The sequence below is a fragment of the Amycolatopsis sp. NPDC088138 genome, from assembly GCF_044741685.1.
Lineage (GTDB): Bacteria > Actinomycetota > Actinomycetes > Mycobacteriales > Pseudonocardiaceae > Amycolatopsis.
In genome coordinates, this window is the sequence record NZ_JBIUTB010000005.1 from 543,407 (window position 1) to 563,906 (window position 20,500).

At 71.2% G+C, this 20,500-nt stretch carries 17 protein-coding genes; 11 read left to right on the forward strand and 6 right to left on the reverse strand.

Annotated features, from left to right (window positions below):
- Window positions 1-36 precede the first annotated feature (36 nt).
- From glgX to ACIOD2_RS29105, 7 genes are all read left to right on the forward strand, one after another.
- Entirely contained in the window at window positions 37-2,193 is a 2,157-nt protein-coding gene (gene glgX, locus ACIOD2_RS29075; RefSeq protein ID WP_400544710.1) for a glycogen debranching protein GlgX, read from the forward strand.
- A 190-nt stretch (window positions 2,194-2,383) separates the two neighbouring features.
- Entirely contained in the window at window positions 2,384-4,366 is a 1,983-nt protein-coding gene (locus ACIOD2_RS29080; RefSeq protein WP_400544713.1) for a maltotransferase domain-containing protein, read from the forward strand.
- A 37-nt stretch (window positions 4,367-4,403) separates the two neighbouring features.
- Complete coding sequence (gene treS / locus ACIOD2_RS29085; RefSeq protein ID WP_392775732.1) at window positions 4,404-6,212, forward strand: maltose alpha-D-glucosyltransferase; 1,809 nt, start codon at window positions 4,404-4,406, stop codon at window positions 6,210-6,212.
- Window positions 6,213-6,217: 5 nt separating this feature from the next.
- Complete coding sequence (locus ACIOD2_RS29090; RefSeq protein ID WP_400544717.1) at window positions 6,218-7,591, forward strand: phosphotransferase; 1,374 nt, start codon at window positions 6,218-6,220, stop codon at window positions 7,589-7,591.
- 5 nt (window positions 7,592-7,596) lie between these two features.
- Window positions 7,597-9,807, forward strand: coding sequence for a 1,4-alpha-glucan branching protein GlgB (glgB, locus tag ACIOD2_RS29095; RefSeq protein WP_400544720.1), 2,211 nt, complete (start codon window positions 7,597-7,599; stop codon window positions 9,805-9,807).
- Window positions 9,808-10,096: 289 nt separating this feature from the next.
- The gene (locus ACIOD2_RS29100) at window positions 10,097-10,486 is read left to right on the forward strand and encodes a hypothetical protein (protein WP_400544722.1); all 390 of its coding nucleotides are present in this window, start codon (window positions 10,097-10,099) and stop codon (window positions 10,484-10,486) included.
- Between the two features lie 41 nt (window positions 10,487-10,527).
- The gene (locus ACIOD2_RS29105) at window positions 10,528-11,727 is read left to right on the forward strand and encodes a hypothetical protein (protein ID WP_400544725.1); all 1,200 of its coding nucleotides are present in this window, start codon (window positions 10,528-10,530) and stop codon (window positions 11,725-11,727) included.
- A gap of 7 nt (window positions 11,728-11,734) precedes the next feature.
- Here the strand turns inward: ACIOD2_RS29105 and ACIOD2_RS29110 are convergent, their stop codons facing one another.
- The 3 genes from ACIOD2_RS29110 to ppgK all read right to left on the reverse strand — a co-directional run bounded on the left by ACIOD2_RS29110 (window position 11,735) and on the right by ppgK (window position 15,069).
- Window positions 11,735-12,586 (reverse strand): LLM class flavin-dependent oxidoreductase, encoded by an 852-nt coding sequence (locus tag ACIOD2_RS29110; protein WP_400544728.1) that lies wholly within the window; start codon window positions 12,584-12,586, stop codon window positions 11,735-11,737.
- 103 nt (window positions 12,587-12,689) lie between these two features.
- Window positions 12,690-14,081, reverse strand: a complete 1,392-nt coding sequence (locus ACIOD2_RS29115) for an RNA polymerase sigma factor (RefSeq protein ID WP_400544731.1) — start codon at window positions 14,079-14,081, stop codon at window positions 12,690-12,692.
- Window positions 14,082-14,301: 220 nt separating this feature from the next.
- Window positions 14,302-15,069 carry a polyphosphate--glucose phosphotransferase gene (gene ppgK, locus ACIOD2_RS29120; protein WP_400546151.1) on the reverse strand — a complete coding sequence of 256 codons (768 nt, stop codon included), beginning with the start codon at window positions 15,067-15,069 and terminating at the stop codon, window positions 14,302-14,304.
- Window positions 15,070-15,133: 64 nt separating this feature from the next.
- On the opposite strand from ppgK, the gene ACIOD2_RS29125 reads away from it, so the two are divergent.
- Window positions 15,134-15,955 carry an inositol monophosphatase family protein gene (locus ACIOD2_RS29125; protein WP_400544734.1) on the forward strand — a complete coding sequence of 274 codons (822 nt, stop codon included), beginning with the start codon at window positions 15,134-15,136 and terminating at the stop codon, window positions 15,953-15,955.
- A gap of 336 nt (window positions 15,956-16,291) precedes the next feature.
- On the opposite strand, the gene cei is transcribed toward ACIOD2_RS29125, so the two are convergent.
- Window positions 16,292-16,975 carry an envelope integrity protein Cei gene (cei, locus tag ACIOD2_RS29130; RefSeq protein ID WP_400544737.1) on the reverse strand — a complete coding sequence of 228 codons (684 nt, stop codon included), beginning with the start codon at window positions 16,973-16,975 and terminating at the stop codon, window positions 16,292-16,294.
- Between the two features lie 504 nt (window positions 16,976-17,479).
- Here cei and ACIOD2_RS29135 point away from each other — a divergent pair.
- Window positions 17,480-17,788 carry a DUF4193 domain-containing protein gene (locus tag ACIOD2_RS29135; RefSeq protein WP_086676737.1) on the forward strand — a complete coding sequence of 103 codons (309 nt, stop codon included), beginning with the start codon at window positions 17,480-17,482 and terminating at the stop codon, window positions 17,786-17,788.
- Between the two features lie 146 nt (window positions 17,789-17,934).
- Here ACIOD2_RS29135 and ACIOD2_RS29140 read toward each other — a convergent pair whose 3' ends face one another.
- Window positions 17,935-18,417: a DUF3093 domain-containing protein gene (locus ACIOD2_RS29140; RefSeq protein ID WP_400544741.1), complete on the reverse strand. Its 483-nt coding sequence runs from the start codon at window positions 18,415-18,417 to the stop codon at window positions 17,935-17,937.
- 24 nt (window positions 18,418-18,441) lie between these two features.
- Between ACIOD2_RS29140 and dut the strand changes: the two genes are divergently transcribed.
- Window positions 18,442-18,936, forward strand: coding sequence for a dUTP diphosphatase (gene dut / locus ACIOD2_RS29145; RefSeq protein ID WP_400544744.1), 495 nt, complete (start codon window positions 18,442-18,444; stop codon window positions 18,934-18,936).
- Window positions 18,936-19,595 (forward strand): DUF3710 domain-containing protein, encoded by a 660-nt coding sequence (locus ACIOD2_RS29150; RefSeq protein ID WP_400544747.1) that lies wholly within the window; start codon window positions 18,936-18,938, stop codon window positions 19,593-19,595. Before dut ends, ACIOD2_RS29150 begins: the two co-directional genes overlap by 1 nt.
- A gap of 119 nt (window positions 19,596-19,714) precedes the next feature.
- On the opposite strand, the gene ACIOD2_RS29155 is transcribed toward ACIOD2_RS29150, so the two are convergent.
- A complete protein-coding gene (locus tag ACIOD2_RS29155; protein WP_400546157.1) occupies window positions 19,715-20,398 on the reverse strand; it encodes an alpha/beta fold hydrolase in 684 nt (227 codons plus the stop codon).
- Window positions 20,399-20,500 lie beyond the last annotated feature (102 nt).

Consider the following 20,500-nt stretch of genomic DNA (forward strand, 5'->3'; position numbering starts at 1 on the left):
GCGCGCACCCGGGCCTCGATCTGGGACGATTCAGGAATGGCTACCCGACCCTCCGCCGACCACGTCCTCGCCGGACGCCCGTTCCCGCTCGGCGCCCACCCGGAGGCGGGCGGGGTCCGGTTCGCCATCACCTCGGCCGTCGCGGACGCCGTCGACCTGTGCCTGATCGACGCCGACGGGTCCGAACGCCGGATCGCGCTCACCGAGCGCACCTTCGGCGTCTGGCACGGCCTGGTGCCCGGGGTGACCCCCGGCCAGCGCTACGGCTACCGGATCCACGGTCCCTACGACCCCGCCCGCGGCCTGCGCTGCAACCCGCACAAGCTGCTGCTCGACCCGTACGCCCGGCAGATCACCGGCGGTCTCACCGACCTGACCGCCGCGCAGGGCTTCACCGGCGACCCGGACCGCGGTCCGATGTCCACAGTGGACTCACTGGGCAGCGTGCCGCTCTCGGTCGTCACCTCGCCCGGCGGCCCGGACACCGGGGCCCACCCGGAGGTGCCGTTCGAGGAGGCGGTGATCTACGAGCTGCACGTCAAGGGCTTCACCCAGCAGCACCCGTTCATCCCCGAGGCGTTGCGCGGCACCTACCTCGGCCTGGCCCACCCGGTGGCCATCGAGTACCTGACCCGGCTCGGCGTCACGTCGGTGGAGCTGCTGCCGGTGCACTCGTTCCTCGACGAGCCGGCCCTGGTCCGCGGCGGCCGGCACAACTACTGGGGGTACTCGCCGCTCGGCTTCTTCGCGCCGCACGCCGCCTACGCCAGCGAGCCCGGCCACGAGGTCGAGGAGTTCCGGCTGATGGTGGCGGCACTGCACGCGGCCGGCATCGAGGTCATCGTCGACGTCGTGTTCAACCACACCTGCGAGGGCGGGCCGGACGGGCCGACGCTGAGCTTCCGCGGCCTCAACGCGCCGGTCTACTACCTGCACACCGACCGCGGGCACATGGCCGACATCACCGGCTGCGGCAACACCCTCGAGGCCGGCTCGCCGACCGTGGTCCGGCTGGTCACCGACTCGCTGCGCTACTGGACGCAGGAGCTCGGCGTCGACGGCTTCCGGTTCGACCTGGCCAGCACCCTCGGCCGGCCGCGCGGCGGCGCGTTCGACGCCGCCTCGACGCTGCTCACGGCGATCACCACCGACCCGGTGCTCTCGCGCTGCAAGCTGATCGCCGAGCCGTGGGACGCGACCGGCGAGGGTTACCGCGTCGGCGGCTTCGGCGCCCAGTGGGCGGAGTGGAACGGCCGCTACCGCGACACGATCCGCGACTTCTGGCGCGGCGCCACCGGCGTCCGCGACCTGGCCTACCGGCTGTCCGGTTCGTCGGACCTGTACGACCACAACCTGCGCCGCCCGTGGCAGTCGATCAACTTCATCACCGCCCACGACGGCTTCACGCTGCGGGACCTGGTGTCCTACAACGAAAAGCACAACGAGGCCAACGGCGAGGACAACCGCGACGGCACCAACGACAACCGCTCGTGGAACCACGGCGCGGAGGGCGAGACGGGCGACGCGGAGATCCGCGCCCTGCGGACCCGGCAGGCGCGCAACCTGTTCGCGACGCTGCTGCTGTCCACCGGCACCCCGATGCTCACCGCGGGTGACGAGTTCTGGCGCACCCAGCACGGCAACAACAACGCCTACTGCGTCGACGACGAGACGTCCTGGTTCGACTGGACCCCCGAGGGACCCCAAGCGATCGAGGCCGACGCCATGCTCGCGTTCGCCCGCCGCGTCGTCCGGCTGCGCGCCAACAGCCCGGCGCTGCGGCAGCCGGAGTTCTTCGAAGGCCGGACCACGCCGACCGGCAAGCCGGACCTGGTCTGGTTCCGCCCCGACGGCGAGGAGTTCGGCGAGAGCGACTGGTTCGCCGACCGCCGCACGCTCGGCATGTGGATCGACGGCTCGAACAGCCAGGCCCGCAACCGCGAGGGTGCCCTGGTGCCCGACCACTCGTGGCTGCTGTGGCTGCACGCGGGCGACGAGACCACCGAGGTCGTGCTGCCCGGCCGCGAGTACGGCGAGACGTTCAAGCCGACCCTCGACACGAGCACCGGCGACGGCAGCCCGGCGCACCCGGGCCCGCTGGAGCCGAAGAGCCGGGTGACGCTGCAGTCGCGCTCGCTGCTCCTGCTGCGCGCCCCGCGCCTGGCGGCGGAGCCCCCGGCCGAAACCTACTGACGCGTACCGCCGTCCGGCCGTAACCCGCCGGACATCCGCCGGGAACCTTGCCCGGAACCTTTGCCGGGAAAGCGTTTCACTCGAACGAGTCTGGGTACTGGACAAGGGAGACCTGCCTCGATCGTGCGTGATCGAGTCGGGCAGACTGACGACGCCTGAGTCCACACCCATAGATCGAGGGGCGTTGCCCATGACCGGCCGGCTCGGTATCGACGACGTCTCCCCCAGCGTGAGCTGTGGCCGGTTTCCGGCCAAAGCCGTTGTGGGGGAGCACATTCCCGTCACCGCGACGGTCTGGCGCGAGGGCCACGACGCCGTCGCGGCCACCGTCGCGTGGCGCGGTCCCGGCGACCGCCTGACGCGCCAGGCGCGGATGGTGCCCCGCGGACCCGACCACCCGGACGAGTTCGCCGCGGTGATCGTCCCCGACACGACCGGGCTCTGGACCTACCGGATCGACGCGTGGAGCGATCCCTGGGCGACGTGGGAGCACGCCGTCGAGGTGAAGGTCGCCGCCGGGCAGGGGCCCGAGGACCTGGCCAACGACATCGAGAACGGCGCCCGGCTGCTGGAGCGCGTCTCCCGCCGCCCGGACCGCCGGGCCGAGAAAGCGCTCCTCACCGGCGCGGTCGTCGCGCTGCGCAACGAAGAGCTGAGCCTCGCCGAGCGCGTCGGGCCCGCGCTGTCGCCGGAGATCCGCCAGCTGATGCACGAGTTCCCGGTGCGCGAGCTGATCACCAAGGGCAAGCCGCTCAAGCTGTGGGTCGACCGCAAGCGCGCCGCCTTCGGGTCCTGGTACGAGCTGTTCCCGCGTTCCACCGGCGGCCTCGACACCGAGGGCAAGGCCGTGCACGGCACGTTCACCACCGCCGCGGCCGCGCTCGACCGGGTCGCGAAGATGGGCTTCGACATCGTCTACCTCCCGCCGATCCACCCGATCGGCCGGGTGAACCGCAAGGGCCCCAACAACACCCTCGACGCCACCCCGGACGACGTCGGCTCGCCGTGGGCGATCGGCGCCGACGAGGGCGGCCACGACGCCATCCACCCGGAGCTGGGCACCTTCGACGACTTTGACGCCTTCGTGGCCCGGTCCGAGGAGCTCGGCATGGAGGTGGCGCTCGACTTCGCGCTGCAGGCCGCGCCGGATCACCCGTGGGTCCTCAAGAGCCCGGAGTTCTTCACCACCCGGCCGGACGGCTCGATCGCGTACGCGGAGAACCCGCCGAAGAAGTACCAGGACATCTACCCGATCAACTTCGACAACGACCCCAAGGCCGTCTACGAGGAGATGCTGCGGGTCGTCAACGTCTGGGTCGACCACGGGGTCAAGATCTTCCGGGTCGACAACCCGCACACCAAGCCGCCGGACTTCTGGGCCTGGCTGATCCAGTCGGTGAAGGACGCCCACCCGGACGTCCTGTTCCTGGCCGAGGCGTTCACCCGCCCGGCGCGGCTGTGGGGCCTGGCCCGGCTCGGCTTCACCCAGAGCTACACGTACTTCACCTGGCGGACCGGCAAGCAGGAGCTGATCGACTTCGCCGTGGACCTGCGGGACCACTGGAACGAGGGCCGGCCGAACCTGTTCGTCAACACCCCGGACATCCTCCACGAGTCGCTGCAGCGCGGCGGCCCCGGCATGTTCGCGCTGCGGGCCGCGCTCGCCGCGACGATCGCGCCGACGTGGGGCGTCTACTCGGGTTACGAGCTGTTCGAGCACGTCCCGGTCCGCGACGGCAGCGAGGAGTACCTCGACTCCGAGAAGTACCAGCTGCGCCCGCGCGACTTCGACCGCGCCCTCGCCGAGGGCCGGTCGCTGGAGCCGTGGATCGCGAAGCTGAACGCCGTCCGCCGCGCGCACCCGGCGCTGCAGCAGATGCGCACCCTGCACTTCCACCACGTCGACAACGACGCGCTGCTGGCCTACTCCAAACAGGACCCGGCCACCGGTGACACGGTGGTCACCGTCGTGACCCTCGACCCGTACGGGCCGCAGGAGGGCACGTTGTGGCTCGACACGGGCGCGCTCGGCTTCGAAGCGCACGAGCGGCTGATCGCGCACGACGAGGTCACCGGTGACACGTGGGACTGGGGCCAGGCCAACTTCGTCCGGCTCGAACCGTGGCGGGCCGTGGCCCACGTGGTGTCGGTCCGGCGGCGGCTGGCCGGGTAGCAGGGAAGGAACGGATCGAGGGACTGAGGTGGAACACATGGCGGAGGAAGCCCGCCCCGACGCGGCACTCGGGCTCGAGGGTGTGCCGCACACCGGTGAGGCGATGACGGCCGACGGGATGCTCGTCGAACCCCAGGCCGAGGACTTCCGCTCGGCGCAGCAGGCGCCCAGCAACCCGGAGTGGTTCAAGGGCGCGGTGTTCTACGAGGTGCTGGTGCGCGCGTTCGCCGACTCGAACGGCGACGGCACCGGCGACCTGCGCGGCCTGGCCGGCCGGCTGGACTACCTGGCGTGGCTCGGCATCGACTGCCTGTGGCTGCCGCCGTTCTACGCGTCGCCGCTGCGCGACGGCGGCTACGACATCAGCGACTTCCGGGCGGTGCTGCCGGAGTTCGGCAGCGTCGAGGACTTCGTCTTCCTGCTGAACGAGGCGCACCGGCGCGGCATCCGGGTGATCACCGACCTGGTGCTCAACCACACCTCGGACGCGCACCCGTGGTTCCAGCAGTCCCGCCAGGACCCGGACGGCCCGTACGGCGACTACTACGTGTGGAGCGACGACGACTCCCGCTACGCCGACGCGCGGATCATCTTCGTCGACACCGAATCGTCCAACTGGACCTACGACCCGGTGCGCGGGCAGTTCTACTGGCACCGGTTCTTCTCCCACCAGCCGGACCTCAACTTCGAGAACCCCGACGTCCAGAACGCGATGATCGACACCCTGCGCTTCTGGCTCGACCTGGGCATCGACGGGTTCCGCCTCGACGCCGTGCCGTACCTGTTCGAGCAGGAGGGCACCAACTGCGAGAACCTGCCGCGCACGCACGAGTTCCTCAAGCGCTGCCGCAAGGTCGTCGACGACGAGTACCCCGGCCGGATCCTGCTGGCCGAGGCGAACCAGTGGCCTTCGGACGTCGTCGAGTACTTTGGCGACCCGGCGGTCGGCGGCGACGAGTGCCACATGGCGTTCCACTTCCCGCTGATGCCGCGGATCTTCATGGCCGTGCGCCGCGAGTCGCGGTTCCCGATCTCGGAGATCCTCGTCCAGACCCCGCAGATCCCCGACGGCACGCAGTGGGGCATCTTCCTGCGCAACCACGACGAGCTGACCCTCGAGATGGTCAGTGACGAAGAGCGCGACTACATGTACGCGGAGTACGCCAAGGACCCGCGCATGAAGGCGAACATCGGCATCCGCCGCCGCCTCGCGCCGCTGCTGGAGAACGACCGCAACCAGCAGGAGCTCTTCACCGCGATGCTGCTCTCCCTCCCGGGCTCGCCCGTTCTGTACTACGGTGACGAGATCGGCATGGGAGACAACATCTGGCTCGGTGACCGCGACGCGGTGCGCACACCCATGCAGTGGACCCCGGACCGCAACGCCGGGTTCTCCGCCTGCGACCCGGGCCGGATCTACCTGCCGGTGATCATGGACCCGGTCTACGGCTACCAGGGCCTGAACGTCGAAGCGCAGTCCAACAACGAATCCTCCCTGCTCAACTGGACCCGCCGGATGATCGAGGTGCGCAAGCAGCACCACGCCTTCGCGCAGGGCGAGTTCGTCGACCTCGGCGGCTCCAACCCGAGCGTGCTGGCCTACAAGCGCCAGTGGCGGCGCCCGGACGGCGGGGAGGACGTGGTGCTCTGCGTCAACAACCTCTCCCGGTTCCCGCAGCCGGTGGAGCTGGACCTCTCGGCGCACCGCGGGTGCGTCCCGGTCGAGCTGACCGGCGGCGTGCGCTTCCCCGGCATCGGGGAGCTGTCCTACCTGCTGACGCTGCCGGGCCACGGCTTCTACTGGTTCCAGCTGACGACCCCGGGAGACGAAGGCGAAGCGAGGTGAGTTCCGTGTCCGAGACCAGTGAGCTGGTCGACGCACTGACCGGCGATCTGGCCCGATGGCTGCCCGAACAACGCTGGTTCGCCGGCAAGGACCGGCCGGTGACCGGTGTCCGTGCACTCGGCGTGACCGAGCTGGTCGAGGGTGACCCCCAGCTGCTGCACGTCGTGGTGGAGGTGACCCAGGACGACCGGCGCGAGCCCTACCAGCTGCTCGTGGGCCGCCGGACGCACCCGCCGGAGATCGCGAGCGGCAGCTGGATCGTCTCCGGCGGCGAGCTGAGCGCGTACGAGGCGTCCGCGGACGCGGACCTCACCGGGGTGCTGCTGGACCTGATGGCGAGCGAGGGGCACGTCGGTGTGCTCGGCTTCGAGCACGAGCCCGGCGTCGAGCTGGACACCGGGCTGCGCGCCCGGCCCATCTCGTCGGAGCAGAGCAACACCTCGCTGGTCTACGGCGGCCAGTACATCCTCAAGCTGTTCCGCAAGCTGACCCCGGGCCAGAACAAGGACCTGGTGCTGCACCGCGCGCTGCAGAAGGTCGGCAGCAAGCACATCGCGCAGCCGCTCGGCTCGATCACCGGCGACCTGGACGGCGAGCCGACCACGGTCGGCATGCTCCAGCAGTTCATCCCGGACGCCGTCGACGGCTGGGCGATGGCCACCACCAGCGTCCGCGACCTGATGGCCGGCCCGGAGCGGCACGCCGAGGAGGTCGGCGGCGACTTCGCCGGCGAGGCCGAGCGGCTGGGCCGCGCGGTCGCCGAGGTGCACGCGGACCTGGCCGAGGCGCTCGGCACCGAAGGTGTCGACGCCGACGAGCTGGACCGCACGATGAAGGCGATGATCGCGCGGCTCGACACCGTCGCCGGACGCGTCCCGGAGCTGGCCGAGCACGCGCCGGCGCTGCGGGCGTCGTTCGAGACGCTCCGGGCGCTGCCCGCCGACTCGGTCTCGATGCAGCCGATCCACGGTGACCTGCACCTGGGCCAGGTGCTGCGGACGGTCACCGGCTGGCTGCTCATCGACTTCGAGGGCGAGCCCGCGGCCCCGGTCGAGGAGCGGCACGCGCTCCGGTCGCCGTTGCGCGACGTGGCGGGCATGCTGAGGTCGTTCGACTACGCCGCCCAGCAGATGCTGGTCGGGCAGCCGGACGACCCGGAGCTCGTCGAGCGGGCGCAGGAGTGGTCGGACCGCAACCGCACGGCGTTCTGCGAGGGGTACGCCGCGGTCGCGGCCGACCCCCGCGACCAGCGCGAGCTGCTGCGCGCGTTCGAACTGGACAAGGCGATCTACGAAGTGAGCTACGAGCACGCGAACCGGCCCGACTGGCTGGGCGTCCCGCTCGCCTCGATCGCCCGGATCATGCGGGGAGATGGGTGAGGATCGTGAACGCGGTACCGGAGAACCTCCCGGACGCGGCCCCGCCGGCCGCCGACATCGACCGGCTGCTGGCCGGCTCGCACCACGACCCGCACTCGGTGCTGGGCGTGCACGCCGTGGGCAAGGGGTTCGCGGCGCGGGCGCTGCTGCCCGGGGCCAAGGCCGTCGCGCTGATCGTGGGTGAGCACCGGTACCCGATGGAGCCGGTGATCGACGCGCTGTTCGCCGCCGCCGTCCCGGAGCACCCCGGCGACTACCGGCTGGAGGTCGAGTACGACGGCCACAGCGTCACCGCGGACGACCCGTACCGCTGGCTGCCCACGGTCGGCGAGCTGGACCTGCACCTGATCGGCGAAGGACGCCACGAGCGGCTCTGGGAAGCGCTCGGCGCGCACCTGCGCTCCTACGACACGCCCGGCGGTGCCGTCGAGGGCACGTCGTTCGCGGTCTGGGCGCCGAACGCCCGCGGCATCCGCGTGATCGGCGACTTCAACGGATGGGACGGGCGCGGGCACGCCATGCGCTCGCTCGGCTCGTCCGGGATCTGGGAGCTGTTCGTGCCCGGTGTCGGGGCCGGCACCTGCTACAAGTTCCGGATCCTCGGCGCCGACGGGAACTGGCAGGAGAAGGCCGACCCGATGGCGTTCGGCACCGAGCTGCCGCCCGCGACGGCGTCGGTCGTCACGCGCTCGGCCTACAGCTGGGAAGACGACGAGTGGGTCGCGCAGCGCGAGGCGACCCAGTGGGCCGCGGCGCCGATGAGCGTCTACGAGGTCCACCTCGGCTCGTGGCGCCCCGGCCTGGACTACCGCGAGCTGGCCGACCAGCTCGGCGACTACGTCCTCGAGACCGGCTTCACGCACGTCGAGCTGCTGCCGGTCTCGGAGCACCCGTTCGGCGGCTCGTGGGGCTACCAGGTGACGTCGTACTACGCGCCGACGTCCCGCTTCGGCTCGCCCGACGACTTCCGCTACTTCGTCGACCGCCTGCACCAGCGGGGGATCGGCGTGCTGGTCGACTGGGTGCCCGCGCACTTCCCGAAGGACATCTGGGCGCTGGCGAAGTTCGACGGCACCGCGCTCTACGAGCACGCGGACCCGCGCCGCGGCGAGCAGCCCGACTGGGGCACGCTCGTGTTCGACTTCGGCCGCAACGAGGTCCGCAACTTCCTCGTCGCCAACGCGCTGTTCTGGATCGAGGAGTTCCACCTCGACGGCCTGCGCGTCGACGCGGTGGCGTCGATGCTCTACCTCGACTACTCCCGCAAGGAAGGGGAGTGGCTGCCGAACCAGTACGGCGGCCGGGAAAACCTCGACGCGGTGCGGTTCCTGCAGGAGCTGAACGCGACCGTCTACAAGCGACACCCGGGCATCGTGATGGTGGCCGAGGAGTCGACCGCGTGGCCGGGCGTCACCCGCCCGACTCACCTGGGCGGTCTCGGGTTCGGGTTCAAGTGGAACATGGGGTGGATGCACGACACGCTCCGCTACCTGTCCCACGAGCCGATCCACCGCGCCTACCACCACAACGAGATGACGTTCTCGCTGGTGTACGCCTGGAGCGAGAACTTCGTCCTGCCGCTTTCGCACGACGAAGTGGTGCACGGCAAGGGATCCCTGTGGGGCCGCATGCCGGGTGACGCCTGGAACAAGGCGGCCGGGCTGCGCTCGCTGCTGGCGTTCATGTGGGCGCACCCGGGCAAGCAGCTGCTGTTCATGGGCGGCGAGTTCGGCCAGCCGTCCGAGTGGTCGGAGGAGCGGTCGCTCGACTGGCACCTGCTGGACGAGCCGCTGCACCGCGGCGTCCAGGACCTGCTGCGGGCGCTGAACTCGGTGTACAAGTCGACGCCGGCGCTGTTCAGCCAGGACACCTCGCCGGAGGGCTTCGCCTGGATCGACGCCAACGACTCCAGCGGCAACGTCCTGAGCTTCCTGCGCATCGGCGCCGACGGCTCGCGGCTGGCATGCGTCGCCAACTTCGCCGGCGTCCCGCACCACGACTACCGGGTCGGCCTGCCGTCCGCGGGCCGCTGGCGCGAGGTGGTCAACACCGACGCCGAGATCTACGGCGGCTCGGGCGTCGGCAACCTCGGTCTCGTCGAGGCCACCGACTCACCCTGGCACGGCCAGCCGGCCTCGGCGATCCTCCAGCTCCCGCCCGCGGGAGTTCTCTGGCTCACCGAAGAGACACCCCCGGCCACCCTGGACCTCCCGTAACCCGTGACGGAGAAGCCAACTCGCGTGACTGGGAAGCCGACACACGTGATTGGAGGGTCAACACGGCCGCAGCGACCGTGTCGACCCTCCAAACACGCGAGTTGACCCCCCAATCACGCGAGTTGGCGTTCTGATCACGCGAGCCGACCTTTCAGGCACGCGAGCCGACTCTCCAGGTACGCGAGTCGTCCGGCTGGGTACGCGTGTCGTCCGGCTGGGTACGCGTGTCGGCCGTTCCGGTACGGAAATTTGCTTCGCCCGGCCTTCCGGGCGGGCTTACGATGAGGGCATGGCCGGCGCCGGAGGCGTCCTCGCGAATCTGATCCTGTTCGCCGTGGTCTGCATCGCTCCCACGGTGCTCTTCTGGTGCGCCCTGCGCCTCCCCGGCGTGGTGCGCCGGCTGCGGGAGAAGCGGCAGCCGGCGCCCCAGGGGCCGCCGATCGAACGGGTCGCCGCGGACCTGCGCCGGGTGCACCGGCTGCTCGTCGACTACCCGTCCGGCACCCCGGCCGCGCGGCGGTACGGCACCCGCCAGGCCTACGACGAGCTGCTCACCCAGGCCTGCCGCCAGATCGGCGTCCCGCACCGGCTCGCCGAGCTGCCCGAGGGCATGGACCGCGAGATCGAACGCCTGCGCGTCGAGCAGTCGCTGCGGGAGCGCGGCCTGGCCGTCCCCTGAGTTGTACGGGACGTGTACGCCCGCCCGGCACCCTGCCCGGCATGCGATTCCTGATCGGCCTGGTGACCGTCCTGCTGCTCGGCCTCACGACGACGACGGCCGCCCAGGCCGCCGCGAGCTTCCCCCGCCTCGACGCGGCGACCGTCGACGGCTACCGGCTCACCACCGGCGACACCTTCGCCACCTACGGCGCCCGGATCGCCGCCCTGGACAAGAAGCTCCCGCCGCAGGGGCTCCCGGCGCTGCTCGGCGACACCAACCGCAAGGCCCGCCCGCTCTGCCACGGCACCTACCTCGCGGCCACCCTCAAACCGGCGGGCTTCTGCTGGGAGGACGCGAACGACGACAAGACCAACGACTGGATCCCGCAGGGCCTCACCGGCTCCGGTGACGCCGACCCGGTGACCGGGACCTTCGGCGGCAAGCGCGTCGTCGCGACGTCGTGGCACACCACCGGCGACACCATGGTCCGACTGTCCTTTGTGGACGCCAACGGCCACGGCTACCGGCACGTCCTGCTCGTGGAACCGACGTCCGACACGAACTTCGCCGTGGTGGCCGGGCACGGGCACGGCATCACCTGGGCCGGCAACCTGCTCTTCGTGGCGACCACCGGCGGCCTGATCCGCGTCTTCGACACGACGCACTTCTGGAAGGTCGACGACAGCTCGGCGACGGTCGGGCTCGGCACCGACGGCAAGTACCACGCCGCCTACTACGACTACGCGATGCCGCAGGTCGGCGCGTACTGGTATCCCGGCGGCGGCGCCTGCACGACGGCGACCGGCGCGCGCCCCTGCCTCTCGACGCTTTCCTTCGACCACAGCGATTCCACGTTCGTCACCGCCGAGCACGTCCCGGCGGCGGCGGGCGGCCGGATCCTGCGCTGGCCGTTCGACGCCACCACGGGACGCCTCGCGACGGCGGCCGACGGCCTGGTGCACGCGAAAGAAGGGTTCTCGTCACCGGTGTGGGGGATGCAGGGCGCGGTGTCCCGGGGCGGCTACTTCGTGCTCACCGGCGTCTGCCCGGAGTACGCCGGAGTGGCCGGCGACCACCCGTCGTGCCTGCACGGCGGGGTCGGCGGCGTCTCGACGTCGAGGTTGCCCGGGCAGGCGCCGGTGAACAGCCAGAACCTGTCCTACTGGCCGGCGACGGGCGAGCTGTGGCTGCTCAACGAGCAGCTGCGCGAACGCGTCACGGTGCACGTCCCGTGGACGGCACTCACCGGCCGGGCCTGAAACGGCGTCACAGCACGATTTCGGCGAGCCGTTCGACGTCGTCGATCTCGTCGGTGGCCGGGTTGAAGATCAGCTCGTCCGCGCCGAGATCGGCGAACTCCCGCACCGCTGTCCGCACGGTTTCCGGCGTCGTGCGGACGTTGTCCACGACGACCTTGGCCATCTCGCCCATGTTGCTGTAGTAGTCGCCGACCTTCTCGCGTCCGGTGTCCGGCTCGCCGAGTGCGAAGTAGACGATCGCGACGAGCCGCGGCTCGCCCTCGCGGCCGCCTTCACGCCAGGCCTCGCGGGCCTTGCCGAACGCGTCGGCGACCATCGCCGGCGGCATCGAGCCGCCGACGTAACCCTGGCCCCACTTCGCCATGCGGGCCAGGGCGTTCGGCGCGAACCCGCCGAACAGCAGCGGCACCTCGCGGGTGCCGGGCGGCACCGCCGGGTTGTCACCGCCGCCGACCGGCTTGCCGTTCCAGACGTCCCGGTAGACCTCGAGGTCGGCGTCGATCCGCTTGCCGAGCCCCTTGGGGCCGAGCCCGTCGGCCACGAAGTCGTCCGGCCGGCCGCCGATCCCGATGCCGAGGGTGACGCGGCCGCCGGAGACGCCGTCGATCCCGGCGATCTCCTTCGCCAGCAACACGGGCGGCCACACGGTGCCGAGCAGGACGTTGCTGAGCAGGCCGATCCGTGACGTGGCGCCGGCCGCGGCGGCCAGCGCGACGGTGTCCATCACGCCGGGGTAGGCGATCCGGCCGACCGTGCCGAGCGTCGAGAACCCGGCGGCCTCGGCGCGCGCGGCCCAGCCGGGAAGGAGGCCCGGGCGCATGTCCCGGACCTGGTTCGGCAATCCGATGCCGATCTGCAATGGAGGCTCCTCAGGAAGGAAAATGATCTCCTTGCCACCCTCCCGGAAAAAGAAGAACCCCGCCACGATCGTGGCGGGGTTCTTCTTTGGTACCGAAGAAAAATCAGTCCAGGTAGTCGCGCAGCACCTGGGACCGCGACGGGTGACGCAGCTTCGACATCGTCTTCGACTCGATCTGCCGGATGCGCTCACGGGTCACCCCGTACACCTGGCCGATCTCGTCGAGCGTGCGCGGCTGGCCGTCCGTGAGGCCGAAGCGCAGCCGGACCACGCCCGCCTCGCGCTCGGACAGCGTCTGCAGCACCGACTGGAGCTGGTCCTGCAGCAGCGTGAACGACACCGCGTCGACCGCGACGACCGCTTCGGAGTCTTCGATGAAGTCACCGAGCTGGGAGTCGCCCTCGTCGCCGATGGTCTGGTCGAGCGAGATCGGCTCACGCGCGTACTGCTGGATCTCCAGGACCTTCTCCGGGGAGATGTCCATTTCCTTGGCCAGCTCTTCCGGGGTCGGCTCGCGGCCGAGGTCCTGGAGCAGCTCACGCTGTATACGGCCGAGCTTGTTGATGACCTCGACCATGTGCACCGGGATGCGGATGGTGCGGGCCTGGTCGGCCATCGCGCGGGTGATCGCCTGGCGGATCCACCACGTGGCGTACGTCGAGAACTTGTAGCCCTTGGTGTAGTCGAACTTCTCCACCGCGCGGATCAGGCCGAGGTTGCCCTCCTGGATCAGGTCCAGGAACGCCATGCCGCGGCCGGTGTAGCGCTTGGCCAGCGACACCACGAGCCGGAGGTTCGCCTCGAGCAGGTGGTTCTTGGCGCGCTCGCCGTCGCGCACGATCCACTTGAGATCGCGGCGCATCTGCGTGACGAGCTTTTCGCCCTCTTCCTCGGCGGTGCGCACGCGCTCGGCGGCGTAGAGCCCGGCCTCGATCCGCTTGGCCAGCTCCACCTCCTCCTCCGCGTTCAGCAGCGCGACCTTGCCGATCTGCTTGAGGTAGGCACGCACGGAGTCGGCCGACGCGGTGAGCTCGGCGTCCTTGCGCGCCTGGCGCAGGGCCTCCGACTCCTCCTCGTCCCAGACGAAGTCCGGGTTGTCGGGGCTCTTGGCCGCGGCCGCCTTGTCGGCGGCCGCGCCGCGACGGCGCTGCGCCGGGGTCTCCTCGTCGGATTCCTCGTCGTCATCGTCGTCATCGGCGTCCGGCGTGTCGCTGACCGTCTCGTCGACGACGTCGACCTCGACTTCAACTTCTTCCAGGTCCGACAAGTCCGGCGAGTCGAGCTCGCCTTCGATGCCCTCGGGACCGTCGGGCTCGCCGTCCTCGCCCTTGGTCCCGGGCTTCTTCGCCGGTGCCTTCTTGGCCGGAGCCTTCTTGGCAGTGGTGGTCTTGCGCGCCGCTGGCTTCGCCGTCCCGGTGGCTGCCTCTTCGGCCGGCTCGCCGGCTGCGGTCGCTGTCTTCGTCCCGCCTCGGGTTGCGGTTCTTGCGGCTGCCACTTACGCCCTTTCGCAGCGGTCGATCATGACGAGCAGCGGACACGGAGCCGCTGCTGCCTCACATTCGGGGATCACGCCTCGGCCTGCGGTTTTGCCCTCCGCAGCCGTGGGCCGTGTTCCATTGTAACGACGGTACGCGCATGCGTCGCGAAGCGATCACCCTCCGGCCTGCCGGAGGGCCCGGATCGGACCCCGTTCCGCGCCCGGATCACGGTCCGGTCTAGTGCTGGATGCCCTCGGCCGCGGCGGCCGCGGCGCCGACGATCCCGGCGTTGTTCTGCAGCGACGCCACCAGAACCGGCGTGCGGATGTTCAGGAGCGGCACCCATTTCTCGGCCTTCTTGCTGACGCCGCCGCCGACGATGAACAGATCCGGCCAGATCAGGTTCTCGAGCACGGTCAGATAACGGTGCACCCGCTTGGACCATTCGGGGTAGGTCAGGCCCTCGTTGTCCTTCACCGAGGCGGCCGCGCGCTTCTCCGCGTCGTGGCCGTCGATCTCCAGGTGACCGAACTCGGTGTTCGGGACGAGCTTGCCGTCCTGGAACACCGCGCTGCCGATGCCGGTGCCGAAGGTGAGCAGCGCCGTGACGCCGGTGCGCGCGACCGGGTCGCCGAAGCGGATCTCGGCCATGCCGGCCGCGTCGGCGTCGTTGAGCATCGCGACCTGGTCGACGCCGACGCCGAGTCGCTTGGCGAACAGCGCGTCGGCGTCGGTGCCGATCCACTGCTTGTCGATGTTCGCCGCGGTGTGCGCGACGCCCTTCTTCACGACGGCCGGCAGCGTCACGCCGACCGGGCCGTCCCAGCCGGCCTGGGCCACGATCTCGGCGACGACGTCCGCCACCGCCGAGGGGGTGGACGGCTTGGGCGTCTCGATCCGGATCCGGTCGCCGACGAGCTGCCCCCGGTCCAGGTCGACCAGCGCGCCCTTGATCCCGCTGCCGCCGATGTCGATGCCGAAACCTCGGCGGGTCGCCTCCACCACGGACGTGGTCCCTTCTCGCACGATTCAGAAGCCTGCCTCGGAGACTTTAACCGGATGTGGTGACATGACGGACGTGGGAGTTGACGAGTCGTTGCTGAAAAGCGTCGCGGTGCAGGTCGCGACGGAGGCCGCCGAGCTGGTCCGCGAGGCCTGGGACGGGATGGCGGCGGGCCGGTCGGTCGCCGTGGACACCAAGTCCGCCGACACCGACGTGGTCACCGCGGTGGACCACGAGTCGGAGCGGCTCGTCCGCGCCCGGCTCGCCGAGCTGCGGCCCGGGGAGCCGGTGCTGGGCGAGGAGGGCGGCGGGACCGCGGGCGACGACGGCGTCACGTGGGTCGTCGACCCGATCGACGGCACGGTCAACTTCCTCTACGGCCTGCCGTGGTTCGCGGTGTCGGTGGCGGCGCAGATCGGCGGGGTGTCGGTGGCCGGCGCCGTGGTCGAGCCGGTGAGCGGCCGCGTCTGGTCGGCGGCCCGGGGGCAGGGCGCGTGGCTCGACGGGCGGCGGCTGGCCGTCTCGGCGCCGTCGCGGCTGGAGCTGACACTGGTCGGCACCGGGTTCGCGTACTCGGCGGAGCGGCGGGCGCGTCAGGCTCGCTTCGCGGCGGAGCTGCTGGGCCGGGTCCGCGACATCCGGCGCAACGGGGCGGCGTCACTCGACCTGTGCGCGGTCGCGGCGGGCTGGCTGGACGCCTACGCCGAGCACGGGCTGCACCGCTGGGACTGGGCGGCGGGCGCGCTGATCGCGGCGGAGGCGGGCGCTGCTGTCGTGCTGCCGGGCGCGGCGCCGGATCTCGGCGCGGACGCGACGTACGCGGCGGCGCCGTCGGTCGCGGAGGTGCTCCGGAAGGTGCTGGGGGAGTGCGGGGCCGCGGACGTCTGAGACGGAGGCCTGAGACGGCCGTTGCCGGGCGCTGAGGGGCGGCACGCGTGATCGGGAGGGCATCACGCGTGTCTGAGGAGGCATCTCGCGTGATTGGAGCGGCATCGCGTCTGATCGGAGGGTCGACACGCGTACCCGGGCGGACGACTCGCGTGCCTGGATGGACGACACGTGATTGAGGGGTCGACTCATGTGTCTGGAGGGTCGACACGCGTGATTGAGAGGACGACTCGCTCACCTGGGTGGACGACTCGCGTACCTGGGCGGTCGGCTCGCGTGTCTGGAGGGTCGGCTCGCGCCTGAGTGGTCGGCTTGCGTGCCTGGTGGGTCAGGGGGTCAGCACTGGACGTCGCGGGCCGAGGCCAGCAGCGTCTGGTCGATGACCGGGGCCTGGGCGCCCGCGGACTGCTCGTTGCCGCCGCCGCCCTGGTGGGCCTTGGACCACTCGGCGAGCTGGGTGAGGATCTGGCGGGCCTCGGCGCGCGGGCGGATGTCGCCGAAGTTCGTGCCGGTGACGAGGTCGACGCTGGTGTCCTTGCGGTTGTCCTGGACCAGCTCGGCGCACGGCACCACGAGGGTGAGCGTGCGCGCCGCGGTGAGGCCGTTCTCGCCGAAGCGGATCTGGCCGCGGCACTTCGCCTCGCGGTTCTCGTAGGCGGGGTCGTTGGCCGGCTCGCCGGTGTTGGTGAACCCGAGCTCGCGCAGCGCGGTCGTCGTGATGCTGCCCTGGCCGCGGGTGCTCGACGCGTTGAGCACCGTCACCGGGACCTTGTCCGGCGGGACCGGCGCGCGGTCGTCGAGGGCGTTGTGGGGGAGTGTGGCGAACGTGACACCCGGTGGTGGGCTGGCCGGCGGGTCGCACCGGACGGCCTCGTCGACGTCGCCCTTGCCGACCGCGGCGTTGATCCACACGATGATCGCGCCGAGCGCCAGCACGCCGATGACGATCAGCGCCGGCAGCGGCTTGTGCCTGCGATACGGCCGCGCCCCACGGTCCCCGATGCCGTTCCCCGACGCCACCTGCCCGTCCCTTCCCGAACCCAGAACCCGACGGCAGCTCGTCGGCACCGTCGTGGCGGATCAGCCTAGGCGCTGCGGCCCGCGTGCGCGGGCCCGGGTCACCCCACCGGTTTCCCGCGTCCCGGGCGCCGCCCAGGGCCCTTCCCCGTGCGGCGATCGCACCACGCGGGGGTCGGCCGGGGCAAGCGGACACGGGCCCCTCGTGAGGTTCTCCACCCGGGGGCAACCCGAATGGACGACAACGCGTCTTACCTGCGGGTTCCCCCTGTCGGGTGACGATTCCCCGGCAATGTCTGACTCGTTGCAGAAGCCGCGAAGGCGTGAGCTACCCTTCCCGGGCTCCGGCCGCAGGACGAGGCCCAAAACGAGAGAGACCTCGGTCACTCCGGCCGTCGGGCACAAACAGGGGCCCTGGAACGTTGACCAGCGGCACGGCGGACTCACGGGCGCACCCGCGGGTCCGGGAAAACGACTACACAAGCTGATCGCAGGGGTGAGGGACACATGGCTACCGACTACGACGCTCCGCGCCGCAGCGAAGCCGACGAGCTGGCCGAAGACTCGTTGGAGGAGCTCAAGGCCCGGCGGAACGAGAACCAGTCCGGCGTCGTCGACGTCGACGAGGACGCGACCGCCGAGAACTTCGAGCTGCCGGGTGCCGACCTCTCCGGGCTTTCCGGTGAGGACATGACCGTGAAGGTGGTGCCGAAGCAGGCGGATGAATTCACCTGCTCCGTGTGCTTCCTGGTGCACCACCGCAGCCGGCTGGCCGAGGAGAGCGGCGGACGCCTGATCTGCCGCGACTGCGCCTGACACAGGTGCGGGAGCTCGGACCAGGGGTTCAGGGGACGAACAGACGCGACGGAGAGCCCTGAGGGACAGGGGAGGGCTCGAAGCGCGCTGGGGACAAGGGGGCCGGCCGGCAGGCCGGCCCCCTTCCACATGTCCGGGGCGTGCGCTCAGGCGCCCTTGAGCAGCTCGGCGACCCGCTTCGGGTGCCGGGTGCTGAACAGCCAGTACGGCGTCGGGTCCGCGGGGTCGGTGAGCCGGATCCGCACGGCCGGGCCGACCCAGCCGCGGTGCAGCACGTAGGCCGCGGGGTCGCCGTCGCGGCCGAGCGCTTTGCGCTTGGCGTCCTTGTCGAAGACCTCCACCTCGCCGACGTAGCGCAGCGGCAGGTGGGCGTCGCCGACCCACAGCTCCGGCTCGTCGCCGCCGGTGACGCGGACCCGGGACTTGCCGAGCGACAGCAGCAGCGCCACCACCACCGGCAACGCGATCACGTACGGCAGCCAGGCCCGGATCCCCGGGTACCCGAGGTCGATCTCGGCCGCCAGCAGGATCGCGCCCAGGACCGGCAGCGGCCAGCCCCACCACGGGACGTAGAGCCGCTCGGAGTGCCGGACCGCGGCAGTCGAGGCCGTCTTCGCTGATTCACCCACGGGTAGAGAGTAATCTCGCCGCCCGTGTCCAGCGTTCAGGTACTCCTCTCCCGGCTCGACCCGGATGTCCCGCTGCCCGCCTACGCCCGACCGGGCGACGCGGGCGCCGATCTCGTCACGACCTCGGATATCGTGCTCCAACCCGGGGAACGCGGGGTGGTCGGCACCGGCGTCGCGATCGCGCTCCCGCCCGGGTACGCGGGGTTCGTCCACCCCCGGTCCGGCCTGGCCGCCCGGGTCGGCCTCTCGGTGGTCAACACCCCGGGCACGATCGACGCGGGCTACCGCGGTGAGATCAAGGTCTGCCTGATCAACCACGACCCGGTGCACCCGGTGAAGCTCGCGCGCGGCGACCGCATCGCCCAGCTGGTCGTGCAGCGGGTCGAGCACGCCGAGTTCGTCGAGGTCGCCGAGCTCGACGCCACCGAACGGGGCGCGGGCGGCTACGGCTCCACGGGCGGACACGCCACACTGGGAGCAGACGCGCTCGCGGCTGGGGAAGGAACGGAGAAGCAGTAGTGGGGATTTTCGGACGCAAGCGGCGGACCGAGGGCGGGTCCGCGGGACGGCACGCCGCGCCCGATGCCGACGACACGATCGAGGACGAGTCCTACAGCGAGGACTCCGAGCTGTCGGACGTCTCCGACGGCCCGTTCGACGTCGCGGACTTCGACGACGACGGTGTCCCGCGGATCGACCTCGGCTCGGTGAAGGTGCCGGTGCCCGACGGGTCGCAGGTCCAGGTCGAGATGGACCCGGAGACCAGCGGTGTGCGGGCCGTGCACGTCGTCACCGAGCAGGGCCAGATCACGGTCAGCGCGTACGCCGCGCCGCGCACCGGCGGGCTGTGGCGGGAGGTCAGCAGCGAGCTGGCCGACCAGCTGCGGGCCGACGGCGCCAAGGTCAACATCGGCCGCGGCGTGTGGGGCCTGGAGATCTCGGCCATCGTCGGCGACGTCTCGCTGCGCTTCGTCGGCGTCGACCGCCCGCGCTGGATGCTGCGCGGGGTCATCGCCGGTCCGCAGTCGGAGGGCGCGGCGGCGGTGGAGGTGCTGCGGGAGATCGTCCGCCGCACGATCGTCGACCGGGGCGACGCGCCGATGCCGGTCCGGACGCCGCTGACCATCACGCTCCCGGACGCGGTCGCCGAGCACATCGCCGCCCAGCAGCAGGGCTAGTCACACCCCCGATGTCCCTGAGGGGCACCTTCACGACTTCGATGTCGTGAAGGTGCCCCTCATGGCTTTGGATGTCCTGAAGGGCACCTTCATGGCTTAAAACGCCCTGAAGGTGCCCTTCACGGCTTTTGCCGCGCCCGGAGGAAGGCCAGCACCGTCGCGCGGCCCAGTGACTCGCGGTCGGCGCCCAACGCGGCGAGGGTCGTCCGGCCGAGAGACGCTCGAGGCAGGGTCGAGGCCCACTCGGATGCGACTTTCGTCGGGTGTATCGGGTCGTCGGTGCACGTTCCGACGCCCGCCGGGACGTCCAGCCCCGCCAGCTCGGCCAGCGACGGCGAGGGCCGGTCCGCGGCGACGCGCAGGCCGGCGGCCAGGTCGTCGCCGTGGCGCCGCCACGCGCGGTCCAGCTCCGCGCGCAGCCAGCCCGGGCTGCCCTCGGTCTGCGCCAGCGCGGCGCCGACCCCGGAACGGGCCACCAGATCCGCCGACAGCGTCGCGGCCAGCGATGCGGGTGCTGGGCCGGGAGCGCCGTTCCACGCCGGGAGCGCGGCCAGCAGGCCCCCGCAACGGCCCGGGTTGCGCACGGCCCACTCCGCGGCCAGGTGCGCGCCGAACGAAATGCCGCCTACGAGCAGTTCGCCGTGTTCGTCCGCCAGCGCGTCGAGGATCGCCAGGTACCCGTCGGCCAGCGAAGCCCCTGGTGGCGGCGGTGGTGCGAGGAGCGGAACACCGAGGGCGCGCAGCGGGCCGGCGAAGACCGCGCGGACGAACACCTCGTCGGAGCCGGTGCCGGGCAGCAGCACCGCGGCGGGAACTCGGATTGCGGACGTCACGTTGCGATCTTTGCGCAAAGGCGTTTCCCTGGCGGGGACCGCAGTACGCTGGAATCGTTCGGGCCGCAAGCA